The organism is Micromonospora sp. BL1 (assembly GCF_003667485.1).
In the GTDB taxonomy this organism is placed as follows: Bacteria; Actinomycetota; Actinomycetes; order Mycobacteriales; family Micromonosporaceae; genus Micromonospora; species Micromonospora tulbaghiae.
This window is the reverse complement of the sequence record NZ_RCVK01000134.1, coordinates 1-17,014: the sequence shown is the minus strand read 5'-3', so window position 1 is coordinate 17,014 and position 17,014 is coordinate 1. Positions and strand designations below refer to the sequence as shown.

At 73.5% G+C, this 17,014-nt stretch carries 11 protein-coding genes and 3 pseudogenes; 8 read left to right on the top strand and 6 right to left on the bottom strand.

Translation table 11 applies throughout. The features are described from left to right. Positions 1 to 4 precede the first annotated feature (4 nt). The 4 genes and pseudogenes from EAD96_RS31875 to EAD96_RS02850 form a co-directional block, all read right to left on the bottom strand. A pseudogene (locus EAD96_RS31875) lies at positions 5 to 2,086 on the bottom strand (DNA gyrase subunit A); the annotation flags it as partial. 393 nt (positions 2,087 to 2,479) lie between these two features. Then, positions 2,480 to 3,367: pseudogene (locus tag EAD96_RS31870) on the bottom strand (LAGLIDADG family homing endonuclease); the annotation flags it as partial. A 6-nt stretch (positions 3,368 to 3,373) separates the two neighbouring features. Continuing rightward, positions 3,374 to 3,781 (bottom strand): annotated as a pseudogene (locus EAD96_RS31865) (DNA gyrase subunit A); the annotation flags it as partial. A 32-nt stretch (positions 3,782 to 3,813) separates the two neighbouring features. Next, positions 3,814 to 5,928, bottom strand: a complete 2,115-nt coding sequence (locus EAD96_RS02850; RefSeq protein WP_199733045.1) for a type IIA DNA topoisomerase subunit B — start codon at positions 5,926 to 5,928, stop codon at positions 3,814 to 3,816. Between the two features lie 289 nt (positions 5,929 to 6,217). On the opposite strand from EAD96_RS02850, the gene EAD96_RS02845 reads away from it, so the two are divergent. Next, positions 6,218 to 7,474, top strand: a complete 1,257-nt coding sequence (locus EAD96_RS02845; protein ID WP_121683162.1) for a hypothetical protein — start codon at positions 6,218 to 6,220, stop codon at positions 7,472 to 7,474. Between the two features lie 40 nt (positions 7,475 to 7,514). On the opposite strand, the gene EAD96_RS02840 is transcribed toward EAD96_RS02845, so the two are convergent. Then, complete coding sequence (locus tag EAD96_RS02840) at positions 7,515 to 8,147, bottom strand: class I SAM-dependent methyltransferase (protein WP_121683161.1); 633 nt, start codon at positions 8,145 to 8,147, stop codon at positions 7,515 to 7,517. Beyond that, positions 8,147 to 8,584: an Rrf2 family transcriptional regulator gene (locus EAD96_RS02835; RefSeq protein WP_091423567.1), complete on the bottom strand. Its 438-nt coding sequence runs from the start codon at positions 8,582 to 8,584 to the stop codon at positions 8,147 to 8,149. The genes EAD96_RS02840 and EAD96_RS02835 overlap by 1 nt, the downstream gene beginning before the upstream one ends. A gap of 155 nt (positions 8,585 to 8,739) precedes the next feature. On the opposite strand from EAD96_RS02835, the gene EAD96_RS02830 reads away from it, so the two are divergent. From EAD96_RS02830 to EAD96_RS02800, 7 genes are all read left to right on the top strand, one after another. Then, positions 8,740 to 9,951 (top strand): globin domain-containing protein, encoded by a 1,212-nt coding sequence (locus EAD96_RS02830; RefSeq protein WP_121683160.1) that lies wholly within the window; start codon positions 8,740 to 8,742, stop codon positions 9,949 to 9,951. Positions 9,952 to 10,113: 162 nt separating this feature from the next. Further along, a complete protein-coding gene (locus EAD96_RS02825; protein WP_121683159.1) occupies positions 10,114 to 11,766 on the top strand; it encodes a carbamoyltransferase C-terminal domain-containing protein in 1,653 nt (550 codons plus the stop codon). Continuing rightward, positions 11,763 to 12,779 (top strand): glycosyltransferase family 2 protein, encoded by a 1,017-nt coding sequence (locus EAD96_RS02820; protein WP_121683158.1) that lies wholly within the window; start codon positions 11,763 to 11,765, stop codon positions 12,777 to 12,779. Before EAD96_RS02825 ends, EAD96_RS02820 begins: the two co-directional genes overlap by 4 nt. Then, positions 12,779 to 14,347 (top strand): HAD-IIIA family hydrolase, encoded by a 1,569-nt coding sequence (locus EAD96_RS02815; protein WP_121683164.1) that lies wholly within the window; start codon positions 12,779 to 12,781, stop codon positions 14,345 to 14,347. Before EAD96_RS02820 ends, EAD96_RS02815 begins: the two co-directional genes overlap by 1 nt. Positions 14,348 to 14,397: 50 nt before the next feature. Further along, a complete protein-coding gene (locus tag EAD96_RS02810) occupies positions 14,398 to 15,381 on the top strand; it encodes a glycosyltransferase (RefSeq protein WP_121683157.1) in 984 nt (327 codons plus the stop codon). After that, positions 15,366 to 16,583, top strand: coding sequence for a glycosyltransferase (locus EAD96_RS02805; RefSeq protein WP_121683156.1), 1,218 nt, complete (start codon positions 15,366 to 15,368; stop codon positions 16,581 to 16,583). The genes EAD96_RS02810 and EAD96_RS02805 overlap by 16 nt, the downstream gene beginning before the upstream one ends. Continuing rightward, a partial coding sequence (locus tag EAD96_RS02800; RefSeq protein ID WP_121683155.1) for an SIS domain-containing protein occupies positions 16,583 to 17,014 on the top strand: 432 nt, incomplete at its 3' end. The genes EAD96_RS02805 and EAD96_RS02800, both read left to right, overlap by 1 nt.

The following is a 17,014-nucleotide window of genomic DNA, read 5'->3' as shown; positions in this document are numbered from 1 at the left end:
CCCGTCAGTCGCGGTCGATGTGGTGGCCTACGACGGTAGGGCCGAGCATCACGGCGAAACCGGAGCCGTCGCGGCGCGGGTCGGCCGGGGGCAACTCCACCGGGTCGCCGGTGGCCGTCGCGCCCACCGGTCGCGGGCCGATCCAGGCCACCGACAGCTCCAGCTCGCCCTTGAGGAACCGCTGCGCGCGTACGCCGCCGGTCGCCCTCCCCTTCGCCGGGTACGCCTTGAACGGCGTCACCTTCACCGTGGCGCCGGTCGAGGTGACCACCATCGGCTCACCGTGCTTCGCGTCGTCCGTGCGGATCGCGCCGAAGAAGACCACCCGGGCGTCGCCTGGCAGGTTGATGCCGGCCATGCCACCGCCCTTGAGCCCCTGTGGGCGTACCACGGTCGCGGCGAAGCGCAGCAGCGACGCCTCCGAGGAGACGAACGCCAGCGTCTCGGCGCCGTCGGTCAGCCAGGTCGCGCCGACCACCTCGTCGCCGTCGCGCAGCGAGATCACCTCGAACTCGTCGGAGCGGACCGGCCAGTCCGGGGCGCACACCTTCACCACACCCGCCCGGGTGCCGAGCGCCAGACCGGGCGACCCCTGTGCGGACGGTCCCAGCGGGGCGAGCCCCACCACCGTCTCGCCGGGCTCCAGCGGCACCAGTTCGGCCGCCGACATGCCGCCGCGCAGTGACACCGTGCCGGACTGTTCCGGCAGCACCGGCAACGGCAGCACGTCGATCTTGAACGCGCGGCCGGCGCTGGTAACCAGCAGCACCCGGCCGCGGGCGGTGGAGTGCACGATCGCGCGTACCGCGTCGTGCTTGACCCGGCCGCTGCGCCGGCGCGCCTCGGCGGCCTCCTCCGACTCGGCCGCGGTCCGCGCCACCAGGCCGGTGGCGGAGAGGATCACCTGGCACGGGTCGTCGGCGACCTCCAGCGGACCGGCGGGCACCGAGGCGGCGAGCACCTCCTTGAGGTCGCCGTCGACGAGCGTGGTCCGCCGCGGCGCGCCGAACTGCTTGACCACTGCGGCCAGCTCGTCGGAGACCACCTTCCGCAGCACCTTGGGGTCGTCCAGGATCTTCGACAGCTCGGCGATCTCGCCGCGCAGCTTCTCCTGCTCGGCCTCCAGCTCCAGCCGGTCGTACTTGGTCAGCCGGCGCAGCGGGGTGTCCAGGATGTAGCTCGCCTGGATCTCGGAGAGCTTGAACTTCTGCATCAGGCCGTCCTTGGCGGCCTGGGCGTCCTCGCTGGCGCGGATCAGCTTGACCACCCGGTCGATGTCGAGCAGAGCGATCAGCAGGCCGTCGACCAGGTGCAGGCGTTCCTCCCGCTTGCGCTTGCGGTACGCGCTGCGTCGGGTCACCACCTCGTAGCGGTGGGCCAGGAACACGTCGAGCAGTTCCTTGAGCCCGAGCGTGCGGGGCTGGCCGTCGACGAGCACGAGGTTGTTCACGCCGAAGGACTGCTCCAGCGGGGTGAGCCGGTAGAGGTCGGCCAGCAGGGCCTGCGGGTTCACGCCGACCTTGCACTCGACGACGAGGCGGGTGCCGTTCTCCCGGTCGGTGAGGTCCTTGACGTCGGCGATGCCGGTGAGCCGCTTGGTCTTGTTGACCTCGTTGGTGATGGCCGCGATGACCTTCTCGGCGCCGACGCCGTACGGCAGCTCGGTGACGGTGATGGCCTGCCGGCCGCGGCTGCCCTCCAGCGGCCCGATCTCCACCCGGCCGCGCATGCGCACCACGCCACGCCCGGTCTCGTACGCGCGGCGCACCTCGTCCAGGCCGAGCAGCAGCCCGCCGGTCGGCAGGTCGGGGCCGGGGACGAACTCCATGAGCTTGTCGAGTGTGGCGTCCGGGTGGTTGATCAGCCAGCGGGCGGCCTGGACCACCTCGGCGAGGTTGTGCGGGATCATGTTGGTGGCCATGCCGACCGCGATGCCGGACGCGCCGTTGACGAGCAGGTTCGGGAACGCGGCCGGCAGCACGGTGGGCTGGGTCAGCGAGCCGTCGTAGTTCGGCTCGACGTCGACCGTGTCCTCGCCCAGCTCGCCGGTGAGCAGCATCGCCTCGCGGGACATCCGGGCCTCGGTGTTGTGGTTGACGAAGCCACCGGCCAGGAAGGAGTGGTCGGCGGATTCCACTCGAACGGAATAGACCTCCGCCGGCTCGTCGGGCGAGACCGCGACGACCTTCTCGTACCGATAGCCCGCATCCATCACGGGCAGGATCGTGGCGAGGACTTCGGTGTCCTTGATGCGGTCGATGATGCGGAGTCGTTCGGTTTCCCACCGCTCGACACGATCGAAGTTGTGGCTGGTGAGCCACTTGCGTCCGCTGCCCCGACGATCGAAGTCGATGCTGCTGCGCACGTAGTCGGCCACAAAGGGGACGTGGTCCTGACTGAGCCGATGCGAACGCAGCGGCGCATGCCGCAGCATCTTGGCCAGCACCGCCTGCTTGGTACGAAGGAAGCCGACACGAGTCGCGAAAGCCCTGATGTTTCGCGTCCCGGAAACCACCAAGCGGTGCTCCACCGAGCCACTGGGCCGGGTGTAGTGGCGCCGACAGGCGATCACGCCGAACTCCGCGAGCAGTTCTTGGACCTCCCGAGTCAGACGCTCGCTGTAGCTGGTGTACTGGATGGTGAAGCTGCTGTTGGCGACGCGGACTCCGCCGTCGCCTTCGAAGAGGGCCATCAGGAAGGCCCGCTTGACGCCCCACCCCCCTGCCCAGACGAACTCCGGCACGAACTTGTCCCTCGCCTGGTGACCGATCAGCTCGGCGAGTGGACTCGCCCGGAAGGCTTCCATCCCGCCGGCGACGTCCTGGACGTCAAGTTCGTGTATGCGGCGACGGTCCCGGCGCGTGTGCCGGTCGCTGACGTAGCGTCGTCCACCCACGACCTGGTCGTAGGCATGCAGGACCTCGCCGAAGAAATGCTCATCGGTATTGCTGAATCCTGCCCGCGACTCGCTCGCGAAGCCTTCAGAGACCCAGGCGCCACCGAGCACGCCGAGCATGTATTCGCGAGCGGTGGGGACGACCTGGTTCCATGCGTTCCGCGCGACACAGACCACCGAGCCCGGCGTCACCTCATCGAGCCGACGCCACTGGAAGACAGGGACGCCCATCGGAGCTTCGAGGCAGAGAACCAGATGATTCTCACTACCACGGAGGGAGAATCCGGTCTCAGTCGTGATCCGGAGCGTCGGGTGGACGCCCGAGTTGAAGACCTTGTTGACGCGAACCGCTTTGCCGTCCTTGTCGAGGACTTCGAAATCGGCCTCCGCCTCGCTGTTCGGCGGCAGGCCGACCACATCACCGATCCGTGGGCTGCTGCCATCGGCCAGGCGGATCCGGGTGTCACCCACGACGCAGTAGCGCGCCGCGGCCGGGCCGTCGTCCGGGCTGCCGAAGTTGCCGTGCCCGTCGATGAGCGGGACGTTGAGCGAGAAGTCCTGCGCCAGCCGCACCATCGCGTCGTAGATCGCGGTGTCGCCGTGCGGGTGGTACTTACCCATCACGTCGCCGACGATCCGGGCGCTCTTGACGTGGCCGCGGTCCGGCCGGTGGCCCTGCTCGTGCATGGACCAGAGGATGCGCCGGTGCACCGGCTTGAGCCCGTCGCGCGCGTCGGGCAGGGCGCGGGAGTGGATGACCGAGAACGCGTACTCCAGGTAGGAGTCCGAGACCTCGGTGACCAGCGGGTTGTCGAAGACGCGGGCGCCGGCCTGGTCGAAGGCGGCCAGATCCGCCTTCGCGCGGTCGTCCTTGCGGCGTGCCATGGTGCGGTTTCCTTCCGAGACGAACCCGTTGGTCAGGCGTCGATGGCGTCGCGGTCGACCCGGTCGGCGGAGTCGATCAGCCAGTTGCGGCGGGGTTCGACCTTCTCCCCCATGAGCAGTTCGAGGATCCGCTCGGCGGCCTCGACGTCGTCGAGCGTGATCCGGCGGACCGCCCGGGTGGCCGGGTTCATGGTGGTCTCCCACAGCTCGTCGGCGTCCATCTCACCGAGGCCCTTGAAGCGCGGGATCGGGGTGACGATCTGCTTGCCGGCCTTCTCCAGCTTGCGGACGGTCGCCTCCATCTCGGCCTGGGTGTAGGTGTAGACGGTCTGCGGGTTGCGCCCCTTCGTGGTGATCTTGTGCAGGGGCGGCATCGCCGCGTAGAGCCGTCCGGCCTCGATCAGCGGCCGCATGTAGCGGGCGAACAGCGTGATCAGGAGGGTACGGATGTGCGCGCCGTCGACGTCCGCGTCGGCCATGATGAGCACCCGGCCGTAGCGCAGGGCGGACAGGTCGAACGTCCGGCCGGAGCCGGCGCCGAGCACCTGCACGATGGCGGCGCACTCGGCGTTGTCCAGCACCTGCTGGAGGTTGGCCTTCTGCACGTTGAGGATCTTGCCGCGGATCGGCAGCAGCGCCTGGTATTCCGACGAGCGGGCCATGCGGCTCGTGCCCAGCGCGCTGTCGCCCTCCACGATGAACAGCTCGCTGCGCTCCACGCCGGTGGCGCGGCAGTCGACGAGCTTGGCCGGCATGGCCGCGCCCTCCAGCGCGGTCTTGCGGCGGGCGGCGTCCTTCTGCTGCTTCTGGGTGAGCCGGACCCGGGCCGCGTCGACGATTTTCTGGAGCACCGTACGGGCCTCGGCCTTGGTGCGGCGGTCGTCCAGCCAGCTCTTCAGGTGTGCCTCGACCAGGCCCTGGAGCACCTTGGTGATGCCGGCGGTGGACAGCTCGTCCTTGGTCTGCGAGGTGAACTGCGGCTCGGGGATGCGCACGTGCACCACAGCCGTCATGCCCTCCAGGACGTCGTCCAGGGTGGGCGCGTCCTCCTTGGGCTTGAGCAGGCCGCGGGCGTTGCGGGCGGCCTCGGCGAGGGTACGGGCGAGCGCCCGCTCGAAGCCCTTGCGGTGGGTGCCGCCGTGGGCGTTGCGGATGGTGTTGGTGAAGCACTCGACGGTGCGCTCGTAGCCGGTGCCCCAGCGGAACGCCACCTCGACCTCGGCACGTCGCTGCACGTTGGACTGCATGACGCCGTTGGCGTCGGCGGCGTTCTCCCGGTAGGTGCCCTCGCCGGTGACCAGCAGCGTGCCGGAGACCGGCCGGTCGCCGGCCGGGGCGAGGAACTCCACCATGTCGGTGAGGCCGTCGGGGAAGTGGAAGCTCTCCTCGACGGGTTCCTCGCCGGTCTCGTCGCGCAGCCGGTAGGCCACGCCGGGGACGAGGAACGCGGTGTTGCGCAGCTTGAGCCGGACCGTCTCGGTGTCGAGCGCGGCGCCGGTCTCGAAGTAGCGCGGGTCGTGCCACCAGCGGATCGAGGTGCCGGTGCGCTGGCCGCGCTTCATCGCGCCGACGATCTGGAGGCCGGGGCCCGGGGTGAACGGCGCGTCGGGGCCGTCGCCGTCGAAGACGCCCGGGACGCCGTGGCGGAACGACATGGCGTGGACCTTGCCGCCGCGCCGGACGGTGACGTCGAAGCGGCGGGACAGCGCGTTGACCGCCGACGCGCCGACGCCGTGCAGGCCGCCGGAGGTCTTGTAGCCGGAGCCGCCGAACTTGCCGCCCGCGTGCAGGCGGGTCAGCACCAGCTCGACGCCGGAGATGCCGGACTTGGCGTGCACGTCGGTGGGGATGCCCCGGCCGTCGTCGTCGACCTGGACCGAGCCGTCGGCGTGCAGGATCACGTCGACTCTGGTGGCGTGACCGGCGACACCCTCGTCGGTCGAGTTGTCGAGGATCTCGTTGACGAGGTGACCCACGCCACGGCTGTCGGTCGAGCCGATGTACATGCCCGGGCGCTTGCGGACGGCGTCGAGGCCCTCCAGATGCGTCAGGTCGTCGGCCCCGTAGAGGGTGTCAGGCTGTGCGGTCAACTGGTCGTACTCCCAGGTCTCGGCGGTGTGGTGCCGTTCACCGTGTGATCCCCCCACGATGATCGCCGGGCGCGGCGCGCCGGAGCGAGCCTAGCCGGGTGCCCCGACAGGTCGGCGGCACCGGGGCGGTGCGTTGCGCGATCGGCCTGCCGGCCGGGTCCCCGCCGCGGCCGTGTACGGCGGCCGGCGGGACGGGCTGGGGGTCCAGGCCGCACAACGCCCCGGGCGCCGGATGTCTTCCCCGGTGCGGGGCCGCGGATGTCGAACCATTGACGTCCGTCACACGCGCGTGATCTGATCGCCCCCCTGAAGAATCTTTCACATTTCGATGTCTGGGAGGTCGGGCATGTCCGTGTTCCGTCGTTCCGTGCTCGCGGCGGCGCTGGCGCTCGCCACGGTCGCGTTACCCGCCGCCGCGGCGCCCGCCCGGCCCGCTGCAGCCGCGCTGCCCACCGCCGCGGTGGCGCTGGGCGACAGCTTCATCAGCGGTGAGGGCGCCGGGGCGTACGCGCCGGTGGTGGACGTCAACGGGGTGGCCCAGGGCTTCCCCGGCTGGTCCGCCGCCAACGCCAACGCCTACTTCTGCCACCGCTCGCCGAACGCCTCACTGTTCCAGGCGAACCTGCCGGGCATCTCCGCCCGGTTCAACCTGGCCTGCTCGGGCGGCCAGCCGTACGACATCGCGAACGCCTCGTCGACGCGGACCAAGGGGCGGCAGGTGGCCGCCCAGCTCGACCAGCTCCGGACGGTGGCCCGGACCCACGACATCGACCTGGTCCTCGTCGGCCTCGGCTCGAACAACAGCTCGTTCACCTTCGGCAGCGTGGCGGAGAAGTGCGCCAACCGGTTCATCGCCGACGCGTGGACCGGCTGGTGGGAGTTCTGGGCGTACCTGGGCGGGCCGGTGGAGCAGAAGCCGTGCACCGACGCCGACCTGGGCACGGCCGCGCAGTTCACCGCCGCCACCGCGGAGACCACCACGGCGCTGCGGCAACTGCTGGCCACGCTGGACCAGATCGACGCCGACGGGCAGCACCGGGTGGTGTTCCAGGACTACACCAACCCGCTGCCGTTCGAGCTGGACCAGAGCTACTGGACCGAGGACAGCCGCGACGACACCCGGGACAAGTTCCGCGCGCTGGGCGCCGAGCGGTACGCGGCCGGCTGCCCGATCCACCGGGCCAGCCTGGCGCCCGGCCACCGCTTCTCGCAGGGGCTCGGCACGCTCGTCAGCTCGGTACGCGGCACGCTGGCCGCCGAGTTCCCGCAGGACGACCTGGTCTACCTGAACGTGCAGCGCGCATTCGACGGCGCCCGGCTCTGCGAGTCGACCGGCAGCCCGGGCAACGCCCTGGCCACGCCGATCCGGCTGATGGACGGCCCGACCGGCACGTTCGTCACCAGCCTCTCCGGGTACGACAAGCTCGACATCCAGCGGATCGCCAACGCCTGTGGCACGTACTTCCAGACCTGCCAGGAGTCGTGGCACCCGAACGCCGCCGGGCACAAGGTGCTCGGCCGGTGCCTGGCCGGGGCGGCGGCCACCGGCGCCCGTACCGTCTCCTGCGTCCGCGCCCCGGACGGCACGGTGAATGTGAGCTGAGCGCGCCGGGACCGGGCCGGGCATCCGGCCCGGTCCGGCGTCAGGCCCGGATCGCGGTGCCGAGCACGTGCGGCGAGGCCGGGGCCGGCAGCCCGGTCGGCGGGAAGCGGAACCGGTCCAGTTCGGTCACCTCGAAGCCGGCGGCCCGGATCGCGGCCACCGTGTCCCGGGCGGTGTGGCAGCCGGCGCAGAACAGCGGCCAGAGCGTGACGTCGGCGATGCGCTGGGCCCGGCGCAGGCCGGAGGTCCGGGCCACCACGTGTTCGTAGAAGCGCAGTTCCCCGCCGGGCCGCAGCACCCGCCGCGCCTCGCGCAGCGCGACCGCCTGGTCCGGCACCGAGCAGAGCACGAGCGACAGCACCACCGCGTCGGCGGCGCCGTCGGCGACCGGCAGCGCCTCGGCGAGACCGGCGGCGACTGTCACCGGGACCGGGGCGCCGGGCGCGGCGGCGCGGGCCAGGGCACGCAGGCGTGGTTCCGGCTCGACGGCGACCACGCGGCTCACCCCCGGCGGGTAGTGCGCGAGGTTGCGCCCGTTGCCGGCGCCGACCTCGACCACCCGGCCGCGCAGTCCGGCGACCAGGCGGGCGCGGTGCTCGGCCATGCCGGCCTGGTCCATGGCGACGCTGGCGCGGGCGAACAGCCGGGAGAAGATCGGATGGGAGACGGCCATCAGCGACCGGCCGGTGGCGCGCCGAGGCTGAGCAGGAGCGGGCCGGCGGATCCGTCGACCAGGTCGCCGAGGCGTACCCCGTCGAGCACGGCGAGGAACGCGGCCTGCGCGCGGCGCAGCTCACCGCGCAGCCGGCACTCCGCGATCAGCGGACAGACCGGCTGCGCGCAGTCGACCACCTCGCCGTCGCCCTCGAAGGCGCGGACCACCTGGCCGACGGTGATGTCCGCGGCGTGCTCGGCGAAGGCCACACCGCCGGAGCGGCCCCGGATGGTCACCAGGACCCCGATGCGTTGCAGCCGCTGCACCACCTTGGCGACGTGGCTGCGGGGCAGCGCGAGCCGGGTGGCGAGTTCGTCGACTGTGGCCCGCACCGGGGACGCGGCGGTCAGCATGGCGATCCGCAGCGCCATGTCGGTCGACCGGTTGAGCCTCACGCACCGACCCTAGCCACTCGGCGCCGTCCAGGACACAAGCAGATTCACGGTGACCCATGCCACCCCGGCACCGGGACCTTCGGCCCTAAAACAGGAATTGCTGATTCCTGTTTCGTGGGGATCGACCTGTTCGAGCCCCGGAAGGAGATTCGGTCGTGCTCTCGGAATCCTCAGCAGCGGTCGTGACCGCCACCCTGCCCGTCGTGCGGGCGCACGGCGAGGCCATCACCGGCCGCTTCTACCAGCGGATGTTCGACGCCCACCCGGACCTGCTGGACCTGTTCAACCGGGGCAACCAGGCCACCGGGGCGCAGAAGGCCGCGCTCGCCTCCGCCGTGGTCGCGTACGCGGCGCACCTGACCGGCGACACCGGCATGCCGTGGGGCCCGATCCTGGACCGGATCGCGCACAAGCACGCCTCGCTCGGCATCACCGCCACCCAGTACCCGATCGTCGGGCGGCACCTGCTCGCCGCGGTCGGCGAGGTGCTCGGCGACGCGGTCACCCCGGAGGTGGCCGCCGCCTGGGACGAGGTCTACTGGCTGCTGGCCTGCGAGCTGATCGCCCGCGAGGCGCGGCTCTACGCCGGCGCCGGCGTGCCCGAGGGCGGCCCGGTGTGGCGGGACTGGCGGGTCACCGGCCGCACCAGGGAGAGCGCCGACGTCGTCTCGCTCACCCTCGCGCCGGCCGGCGGCGGCGCTGCGCCCGGCTTCACCCCCGGCGAGTACGTCTCGGTCGCCGTCGACCTGGACGGCGGCCGGGGACAGCAGATCCGCCAGTACAGCCTCTCCGGCCGCCCCGGCGCCGACCAGTGGCGGATCACCGTGAAGCGGGTACGCGGGGAGGGCGGCGCGCCCGACGGGATGGTCTCCGGTCACCTGCACGACCGGGTGACCGTCGGCGACACGCTGCGGCTCAGCCCGGCGTTCGGCGACGTGGACGCCACCGGCGGCGACGGGCCGCTGCTGCTGGTCAGCGCCGGCATCGGGCTCACCCCGGCGATGGCGACGCTGGCGCACCTGGCCGACCGCGACCCCGGACGCCGGGTGACGCTGGCGCACGCCGACCGGGACGCCGAGGCGCACGCGCTGCGTGCGGAACTTCCCGCGCTCCAGCAGCGGCTGCCGAACCTGGCCGTCCAGCTCTGGTATCTCGACGCCGCCGGGGCCGACCTGCCCGGCCTGAAGGCGGAGGTGTCCGCCGGACTGATCGACCCGGACCGGCTCCCGCTGCCCGCCGGGGCGGCCGTGCACCTGTGCGGCCCGATCGCGTTCATGAACCTGGTGCGGAGCAACCTGCTGCGCCGGGGTGTGCCGGCCGAGCGGATCGCCTACGAGGTGTTCGGCCCCGGGATGCTGCCGGGCTGACGCCCCGCCGCGAAACAGGACTCCGCAGACCCGTTTTTCGGTCCGGGGACGCGTGTCGATGCCCTGGCCAGGGTCCGGAGCCTCCACAGCGGAGGAGACGGGCCCGCAGAGAAGTCGATGATCTACTGGTTAGGGGCGGAACCCGAGGGTACGGGTCCACCCATGCGCGTCCTTGGCATCAACGCGATCTTCCACGACCCGGCCGCCGCCCTGGTGGTCGACGGCCGGGTGGTGGCCGCCGCCGAAGAGGAGCGGTTCAGCCGCCGCAAGCACGGCAAACGGCCGGTGCCGTTCTCCGCGTGGGAGCTGCCCGAGTTGTCCGCAGCATGGTGCCTGGCCAGTGCGGGCATCGACGTCGACCGGCTCGACGCGGTCGCGTACTCCTTCGACCCCGGCCTGTGCCGCGACGCGGCCGAGTTGGGGCTGGCCGACCCGTGGGACGGGTTGCGGGTGGACTACGCGCGGCGCGCGCCGCAGTTCCTCGCCGCCGCGCTGCCCGGCCTCGACCCGGAGAAGGTGCGGTTCGTCCCGCACCACGTGGCGCACGCCGCCTCGGCCGGGCTGGCCGCGCCGCCGGCCGGGGACGACACGGCGGTGCTGGTGCTCGACGGCCGGGGCGAGGTGGCCAGCCACCTGGCCGGCGTCTACCGCGACGGGCGGCTGTCGCCGCTGCGCTCGCAGGAACTGCCCCACTCGCTCGGCCTGCTCTACGAGGACCTGACCCGGCACCTGGGCTTCCTCCACTCCAGCGACGAGTACAAGGTGATGGCGCTGGCCTCGTACGGCACGCCGAAGCACCTGGACGCGCTGCGCGAGCTGGTCCGGGTCACCGACGACGGCGGCTTCCGGGTCGAGCCGATCGACTGGGCGGGCCTGGCCAAGCGCGTCGAGGCGGGGACGGAGCTGGGCGAGGCGCACGCCGACCTGGCCGCCAGTGTGCAGCGGCGGCTGGAGGAAGTAGTGCTCGACCTGGCCCGCTGGCTGTACGACGCCTCCGGCGGCGCGCGCACCCTCGCGATGGCGGGCGGGGTGGCGCTGAACTGCGTGGCGAACGCGCGGATCGCCGCCGAGGGCCCGTACCGGGACGTGTGGGTGCAGCCGGCCGCCGGTGACGCGGGCACGGCGCTCGGCGCGGCGCTGCACGTCGCCGCCGAACTCGGTGACCGGACCGCCCCGATGACCGGGGTGGACCTGGGCCGGGGCTGGTCCGACGAGGAGCTGGAGGCCGAGCTGCGCCGGGCGGCGCTGCCGTACACCCGGCCGGAGTCGATCGCCGCCGAGGCGGCGGAGGTGCTCGCCGGCAACGGCATCGTCGCCTGGTACCAGGGGCGCAGCGAGTACGGCCCGCGCGCGCTCGGCCACCGGTCGCTGCTCGCCCACCCCGGCGACCGGGACACCACCCGCCGGATGAACGACGTGAAGGGCCGGGAGCAGTTCCGCCCGATCGCCCCGATGGTGCGCGCGGAACGCTTCCCGGACGTGTTCGAGGGCGTGTTCCCGAGCCCGTACATGCTGTTCGTGCACCGGGTGAAGCCGCAGTGGCGGGACCGCATCCCGGCCGTCACCCACGTCGACGGCACGGCCCGGGTGCAGACCGTGCACGCGGAGACCGAGCCGCTGGTGGCCGAGATGCTCGCCGAGTTCGAGCGGCGTACCGGCCTGCCGGTGGTGGTGAACACGTCGCTGAACACCGCCGGGCGGCCCATGGTGGACACGCCGCGTGAGGCGATGGAGCTGTTCGGCTCCGCGCCGGTGGACCTGCTCGCGCTCGGTCCGTTCGCGGTACGCCGCCGGGCGTTCGGCGGTGACCGGTGATCAGCCTGGTGGTGCCCACGCTGGGCCGCCCCAGCCTGGCCGCGCTGCTGGACGCGCTCGCCGCCCAACTGGGTGAGAAGAGAAGCGACGCCGCGAGCGACGTCGAGCTGCTGCTGGTCGACGACCGGGGCGAGGACGCCGGGGAGCTGGCCGTGCCGGGGGCGCTGACCGCGTACACGAAGGTGCTGACCGGGCGCGGCGCGGGCCCTGCGGCCGCCCGCAACCTGGGCTGGCGCGCGGCCCGGGGCGAATGGGTGGTCTTCCTCGACGACGACGTGGTCCCGGCGCCGGACTGGGCGGCGCGGATGCGCGCCGACCTGGCCGTGCCCGGCCGGGTCGGCGGCGTGCAGGGCGTGGTGGAGGTGCCGCTGCCTGAGCACCGGCGCCCCACGGACTGGGAACGCGGCACCGCCGGGCTGGCCGACGGGCGGTGGATCACCGCGGACATGGCGTACCGGCGGGCCGCGCTCGCCGCCGTCGGCGGGTTCGACGAGCGGTTCCCGCGCGCCTATCGGGAGGACGCCGAGCTGGCCCACCGGGTCCGCCGCGCCGGCTGGGAGCTGGTGCGCGGCGAACGACGGGTGACCCACCCGGTGCGACCGGAGAGCCGCTGGGTCAGCCTGCGCACGCAGCGCGGCAACGCCGACGACGCGCTGCTGCGCCGCCGCTACGGCCGCCGCTGGCGCACCGACCTGGACCTGCCGCCGGGGCGGCGGCCCCGGCACGCCGCGATCACCGCTGCGGGCACTGTGGCCCTCGCCGCCGTCGCGGCACGGGCCGCCGTCCGGCAGCCGGCGCGGCGGGCGCTCGGCGTGGCCGGCGGCCTGGCCGCGCTCGGGTGGGCGGCCGGGACCGCCGAGTTCGCCCGGGCCCGGATCGCACCCGGTCCGCGCACCCCGGACGAGGTCGCCACCATGCTCGTCACCAGCGCGCTCATCCCGCCGCTGGCGACGCTCCACTGGGTACGCGGCTGGTGGCGCGCCCGCGCCGTCCCGGCCGGGGACGGCCGCTGATGTCCACCCCCGAGCTGCCGCGCGGGCTGTACGACGCGGTGCTGCTGGACCGCGACGGCACGCTGGTGGAGGACGTGCCGTACAACGGCGACCCGGAGAAGGTACGGCCGGTGCCCGGCGCCCGGGAGGCGCTGGACCGGTTGCGCGCGGCTGGACTGCGGCTGGCGGTGGTGACGAACCAGTCCGGCCTGGCCCGGGGCCTGTTCACCGAGGCCCAGATGCACGCCGTGCACACCCGGATCGAGGAGTTGCTGGGCCCGTTCGACCACTGGGCGATCTGCCCGCACGACGACGGCGACCGCTGCGCCTGCCGCAAGCCGGCACCCGGCCTGGTGCACGAGGCGGCGCGCGCGCTCGGCACCACGCCGTCCCGGTGCGTGCTCGTCGGCGACATCGGCCGGGACATGACCGCCGCGCTCGCCGCCGGCGCCACTGGTGTGCTGGTACCCACCCCTGTCACCCGGCCCGAGGAGGTGGCCGCCGCGCCGGCCGTGGCCCGGGACCTGCCCGCCGCGGTGGACGAGATCCTGCGCCGGGCGCGGGCGGTCCGGCCGGTGACGCCCCGGACGACCGGCACGGTGCTGGTGGTCCGCAGCGACTCCGCCGGAGACGTGCTGGTGACCGGGCCGGGCATCCGGGCGGTGGCAGCCGGCGCGGCGCGCGTGGTGCTGCTGTGCGGGCCACGCGGCCGGGCCGCCGCCGAACTGCTCCCCGGCGTCGACGAGATCGTCGAGTGGCCCCTGCCCTGGATCGACGGCTCCCCCGCGCCGGTGGACCCGGACGACATACGCGCACTGACCGACCGGCTGGCGGCGGTACGCGCCGACGAGGCGGTCGTGTTCACCTCCTTCCACCAGTCCGCGCTGCCCCTTGCCCTGCTGCTGCGCCTGGCCGGCGTGCCCCGGATCAGCGCCATCAGCGACGACTACCCGGGCAGCCTGCTCGACGTGCGCCACCGCGTCCCGGCCGGCGTACCCGAACCCGAACGCGCCCTGTCCCTCGCCGCCGCCGCCGGCTTCGCGCTGCCCGACCAGGACGAACCGGCGCTGCGCGTGCGGACCGGGCCGGACCCGGAACCGCCCGGCGGGGAGTACGTCGTGGTGCACCCCGGCGCGTCGGTGCCCGCCCGGGCCTGCCCGCCGCGGCTCTGGACGCGGATCGTGGCCGCGCTGGCAGCCGACGGACGGCGGGTGCTGGTGACGGGCGGGCCGGACGAGCGGGACCTGACCGCCGAGGTGGCCGCCGCCGCAGGCGTGGACCTGGGCGGTACGACGGACCTGGCCGGGCTCGCCCGGCTGCTCACCGGCGCCCGGTGCCTGGTGGTCGGCAACACCGGCCCGGCGCACCTGGCCGCCGCGCTCGGCGTGCCGGTGGTGAGCCTGTTCGCCCCCACCGTGCCGTTCGGACAGTGGGGACCGTACCGGGTGCCGACGGTGCGGCTCGGCGACGCGGGCGCGCCCTGCCGGGACACCCGCGCCACCGTCTGCCCGGTCCCCGGGCACCCGTGTCTGAGCGGCGTCGACCCGGGCGCGGTGGTGGCCGCCGTCCGCACGCTGGCCCCCGGCTGACCCGCCCGCGCCGCCGTCGAGCACCGCAACCGTCGCCCCCGAGGAGAGAGATGAACGTACTGCTGTGGCATGTGCACGGCTCCTGGACGACGTCCTTCGTGCACGGCAAGCACCGCTACCTGGTGCCGGTCACCCCGGACCGCGGCCCGTACGGCCTCGGCCGGGCGCGCACCTACCCGTGGCCGGACAGCGCCGTGGAGGTCACCCCCGAGGAACTGCGCGACACCGACGTCGATTTGGTGATCCTGCAACGCCCGGAGGAGATCGACCTGGCCGCCGAATGGCTCGGCCGCCGGCCCGGCCGCGACGTGCCCGCGATCTACGTCGAGCACAACACCCCGAAAGGCGACGTGCCCAACACCCGCCACCCGATGGCCGACCGCGACGACCTGCTCCTCACCCACGTCACCGCGTTCAACCAACTGTTCTGGGACAACGGCGCCACCAGGACCACAGTGGTCGACCACGGCGTCGTACCGCCCGCCGTCGAGTGGACCGGAGAACTCGACCGCCTCGCCGTCGTCACCAACGAACCGGTACGCCGCTGGCGGGTCACCGGCACCGACCTCATGCCGCGCTTCGCGGCGGTCGCCCCGCTCGACGTGTACGGGATGGGCGTGGCCGGGCTGCCGGACGCGCTCACCGCGGCGGGCTTCCCGGGCCTGCCGGTCACCGGGCACGAGGACCTGCCACAGCACGCCATGCACGCCGAACTCGCCAAACTGCGCGCGTACCTGCACCTGTGCCGCTGGACCTCACTCGGCCTCAGCCTCATCGAGGCCATGACCATGGGCATGCCCGTGGTGGCACTGGCCACCACGGAAGCGGTGGACGCCGTCCCACCGGACGCCGGGGTGCTGTCCACCCGCGTCGACACGCTCGTGGAGGCGGCGCACTGGCTGACCGAGGATGCCGACGCCGCGTACCGGCTCGGCGCACGGGCACGCGAGGTGGCGAAGGAACGGTTCGGTCTGGACCGCTTCCTCGCCGACTGGGACCGGATCCTGGAGGAGGAGACATGCGCATCGCGATGATTTCCGAGCACGCCAGCCCACTCGCCGCCCTCGGCGAGGAGGACGCGGGCGGCCAGAACACGCACGTGGCGGAACTCGCGTCCGCGCTCACCGGCGCGGGACACGACGTCCGCGTCTACACCCGCCGCGACTCCCCCACGCTGCCCGAGGTGGTCGGCGCACCGGACGGCTACCAGGTGTGCCACGTGCCGGCCGGTCCCGCCCGGCGGGTGCCGAAGGACGACCTGCTGCCGTACATGGGGGAATTCGGCAGCTGGCTGGCCGACACCTGGCGGCGCGGCGGCTGGACCCCGGACGTTGCGCACGCGCACTTCTGGATGAGCGGACTGGCGACCGTGCACGCGAGCCGCCGCACCGGCGTGCCGACGGTGCTGACGTACCACGCGCTCGGCACCGTGAAGCGCCGCCACCAGGGCGCCCGGGACACCAGTCCACCGGGGCGCGCCGGCTACGAGCGGGCACTCGGCCGGGCGGTGGACCGGGTCGTCGTGCAGTGCTCGGACGAGGTCGCCGAACTGGTCCGGATGGGCGTACCCCGGTCCCGGATGGTGCTCGTGCCGTCCGGCGTCAACGAGGCGGTGTTCCACCCGGACGGCCCGGTCGCGCCGCGCGACCCGGCCCGCCCGCGCATCCTCACCGTCGGCCGGATGGTCGAACGCAAGGGCTTCCTGGACGTGGTCCGGGCGCTGCCGGCGGTGCCGGACGCCGAGTGCGTCGTGGTCGGCGGCCCGCCGGCCCACCTGCTGCCCGCCGACACGTTCGCCCGCCGGCTGTCCGCGCTCGCCGACTCGTGCGGCGTGGCCGACCGGGTACGGCTGCTCGGCGGCGTGCCGCGCGAGGAGATGGGCGCCTGGTACCGGTCGGCGGACGTGCTCGTGGCCGCCCCCTGGTACGAGCCGTTCGGGCTCACCCCGCTGGAGGGCATGGCCTGCGGCGTGCCGGTGATCGGCACGAACGTCGGCGGCATCGCCGACAGCGTGGTGGACGGGCTCACCGGCGACCTGGTGCCGCCGCGTGACCCCCGCGCGCTCGGCACCGCGCTGCGCCGGCTGCTCGGCGACAACGTGCGCCGGTTCGCGTACGCCACCGCCGCGCTCGACCGCATCCGCAGCCGGTACTCCTGGAAGCGGTGCGCCGAGCAGCTCGGCGCGGTCTACGGCACGCTGGCCGGCGCGGCCCGGCCCACACCGGCGGTGGCGTGATGACCGGTCCCGACCCGCTGGAGACGCACCTGACCGGGCTGGCCGCGGCCCTGCTGCCGTACCGGCGGGAGGCGCAGCGGCTGGCCGCCTGGGGCACGGAACTGGCGTGGACGCTGGCCCGGGGCGGGCGGTTGCTGGTGGCCGGCAACGGCGGCAGCGCCGCCGAGGCCCAGCACCTCACCGCCGAACTCGTCGGCAAACTCCGCCACGACCGCCAACCCCTGTCCGCCATCGCCCTGCACGCCGAAACCAGCGCCCTCACCGCCATCGCCAACGACTACGGATACGACGAAACCTTCGCCCGACAGGTACGCGCCCACGGCCGACCCCACGACATCCTCCTGCTCCTGTCCACCAGCGGCACCAGCACCAACCTCCTCACCGCCGCCCACGCCGCCCACCAGACCGGACTACGCTGCTGGGCCTTCACC

Excerpts from the sequence above, each read along its gene's own strand:
- EAD96_RS02805 (WP_121683156.1), top strand. The coding sequence starts at position 15,366 with ATGCGCATCGCGATGATTTCCGAGCACGCCAGCCCACTCGCCGCCCTC.
- EAD96_RS02815 (WP_121683164.1), top strand. The coding sequence starts at position 12,779 with ATGTCCACCCCCGAGCTGCCGCGCGGGCTGTACGACGCGGTGCTGCTG.
- EAD96_RS02810 (WP_121683157.1), top strand. The coding sequence starts at position 14,398 with ATGAACGTACTGCTGTGGCATGTGCACGGCTCCTGGACGACGTCCTTC.
- EAD96_RS02840 (WP_121683161.1), bottom strand. The coding sequence starts at position 8,147 with ATGGCCGTCTCCCATCCGATCTTCTCCCGGCTGTTCGCCCGCGCCAGC.
- EAD96_RS02825 (WP_121683159.1), top strand. The coding sequence starts at position 10,114 with ATGCGCGTCCTTGGCATCAACGCGATCTTCCACGACCCGGCCGCCGCC.
- EAD96_RS02845 (WP_121683162.1), top strand. The coding sequence starts at position 6,218 with ATGTCCGTGTTCCGTCGTTCCGTGCTCGCGGCGGCGCTGGCGCTCGCC.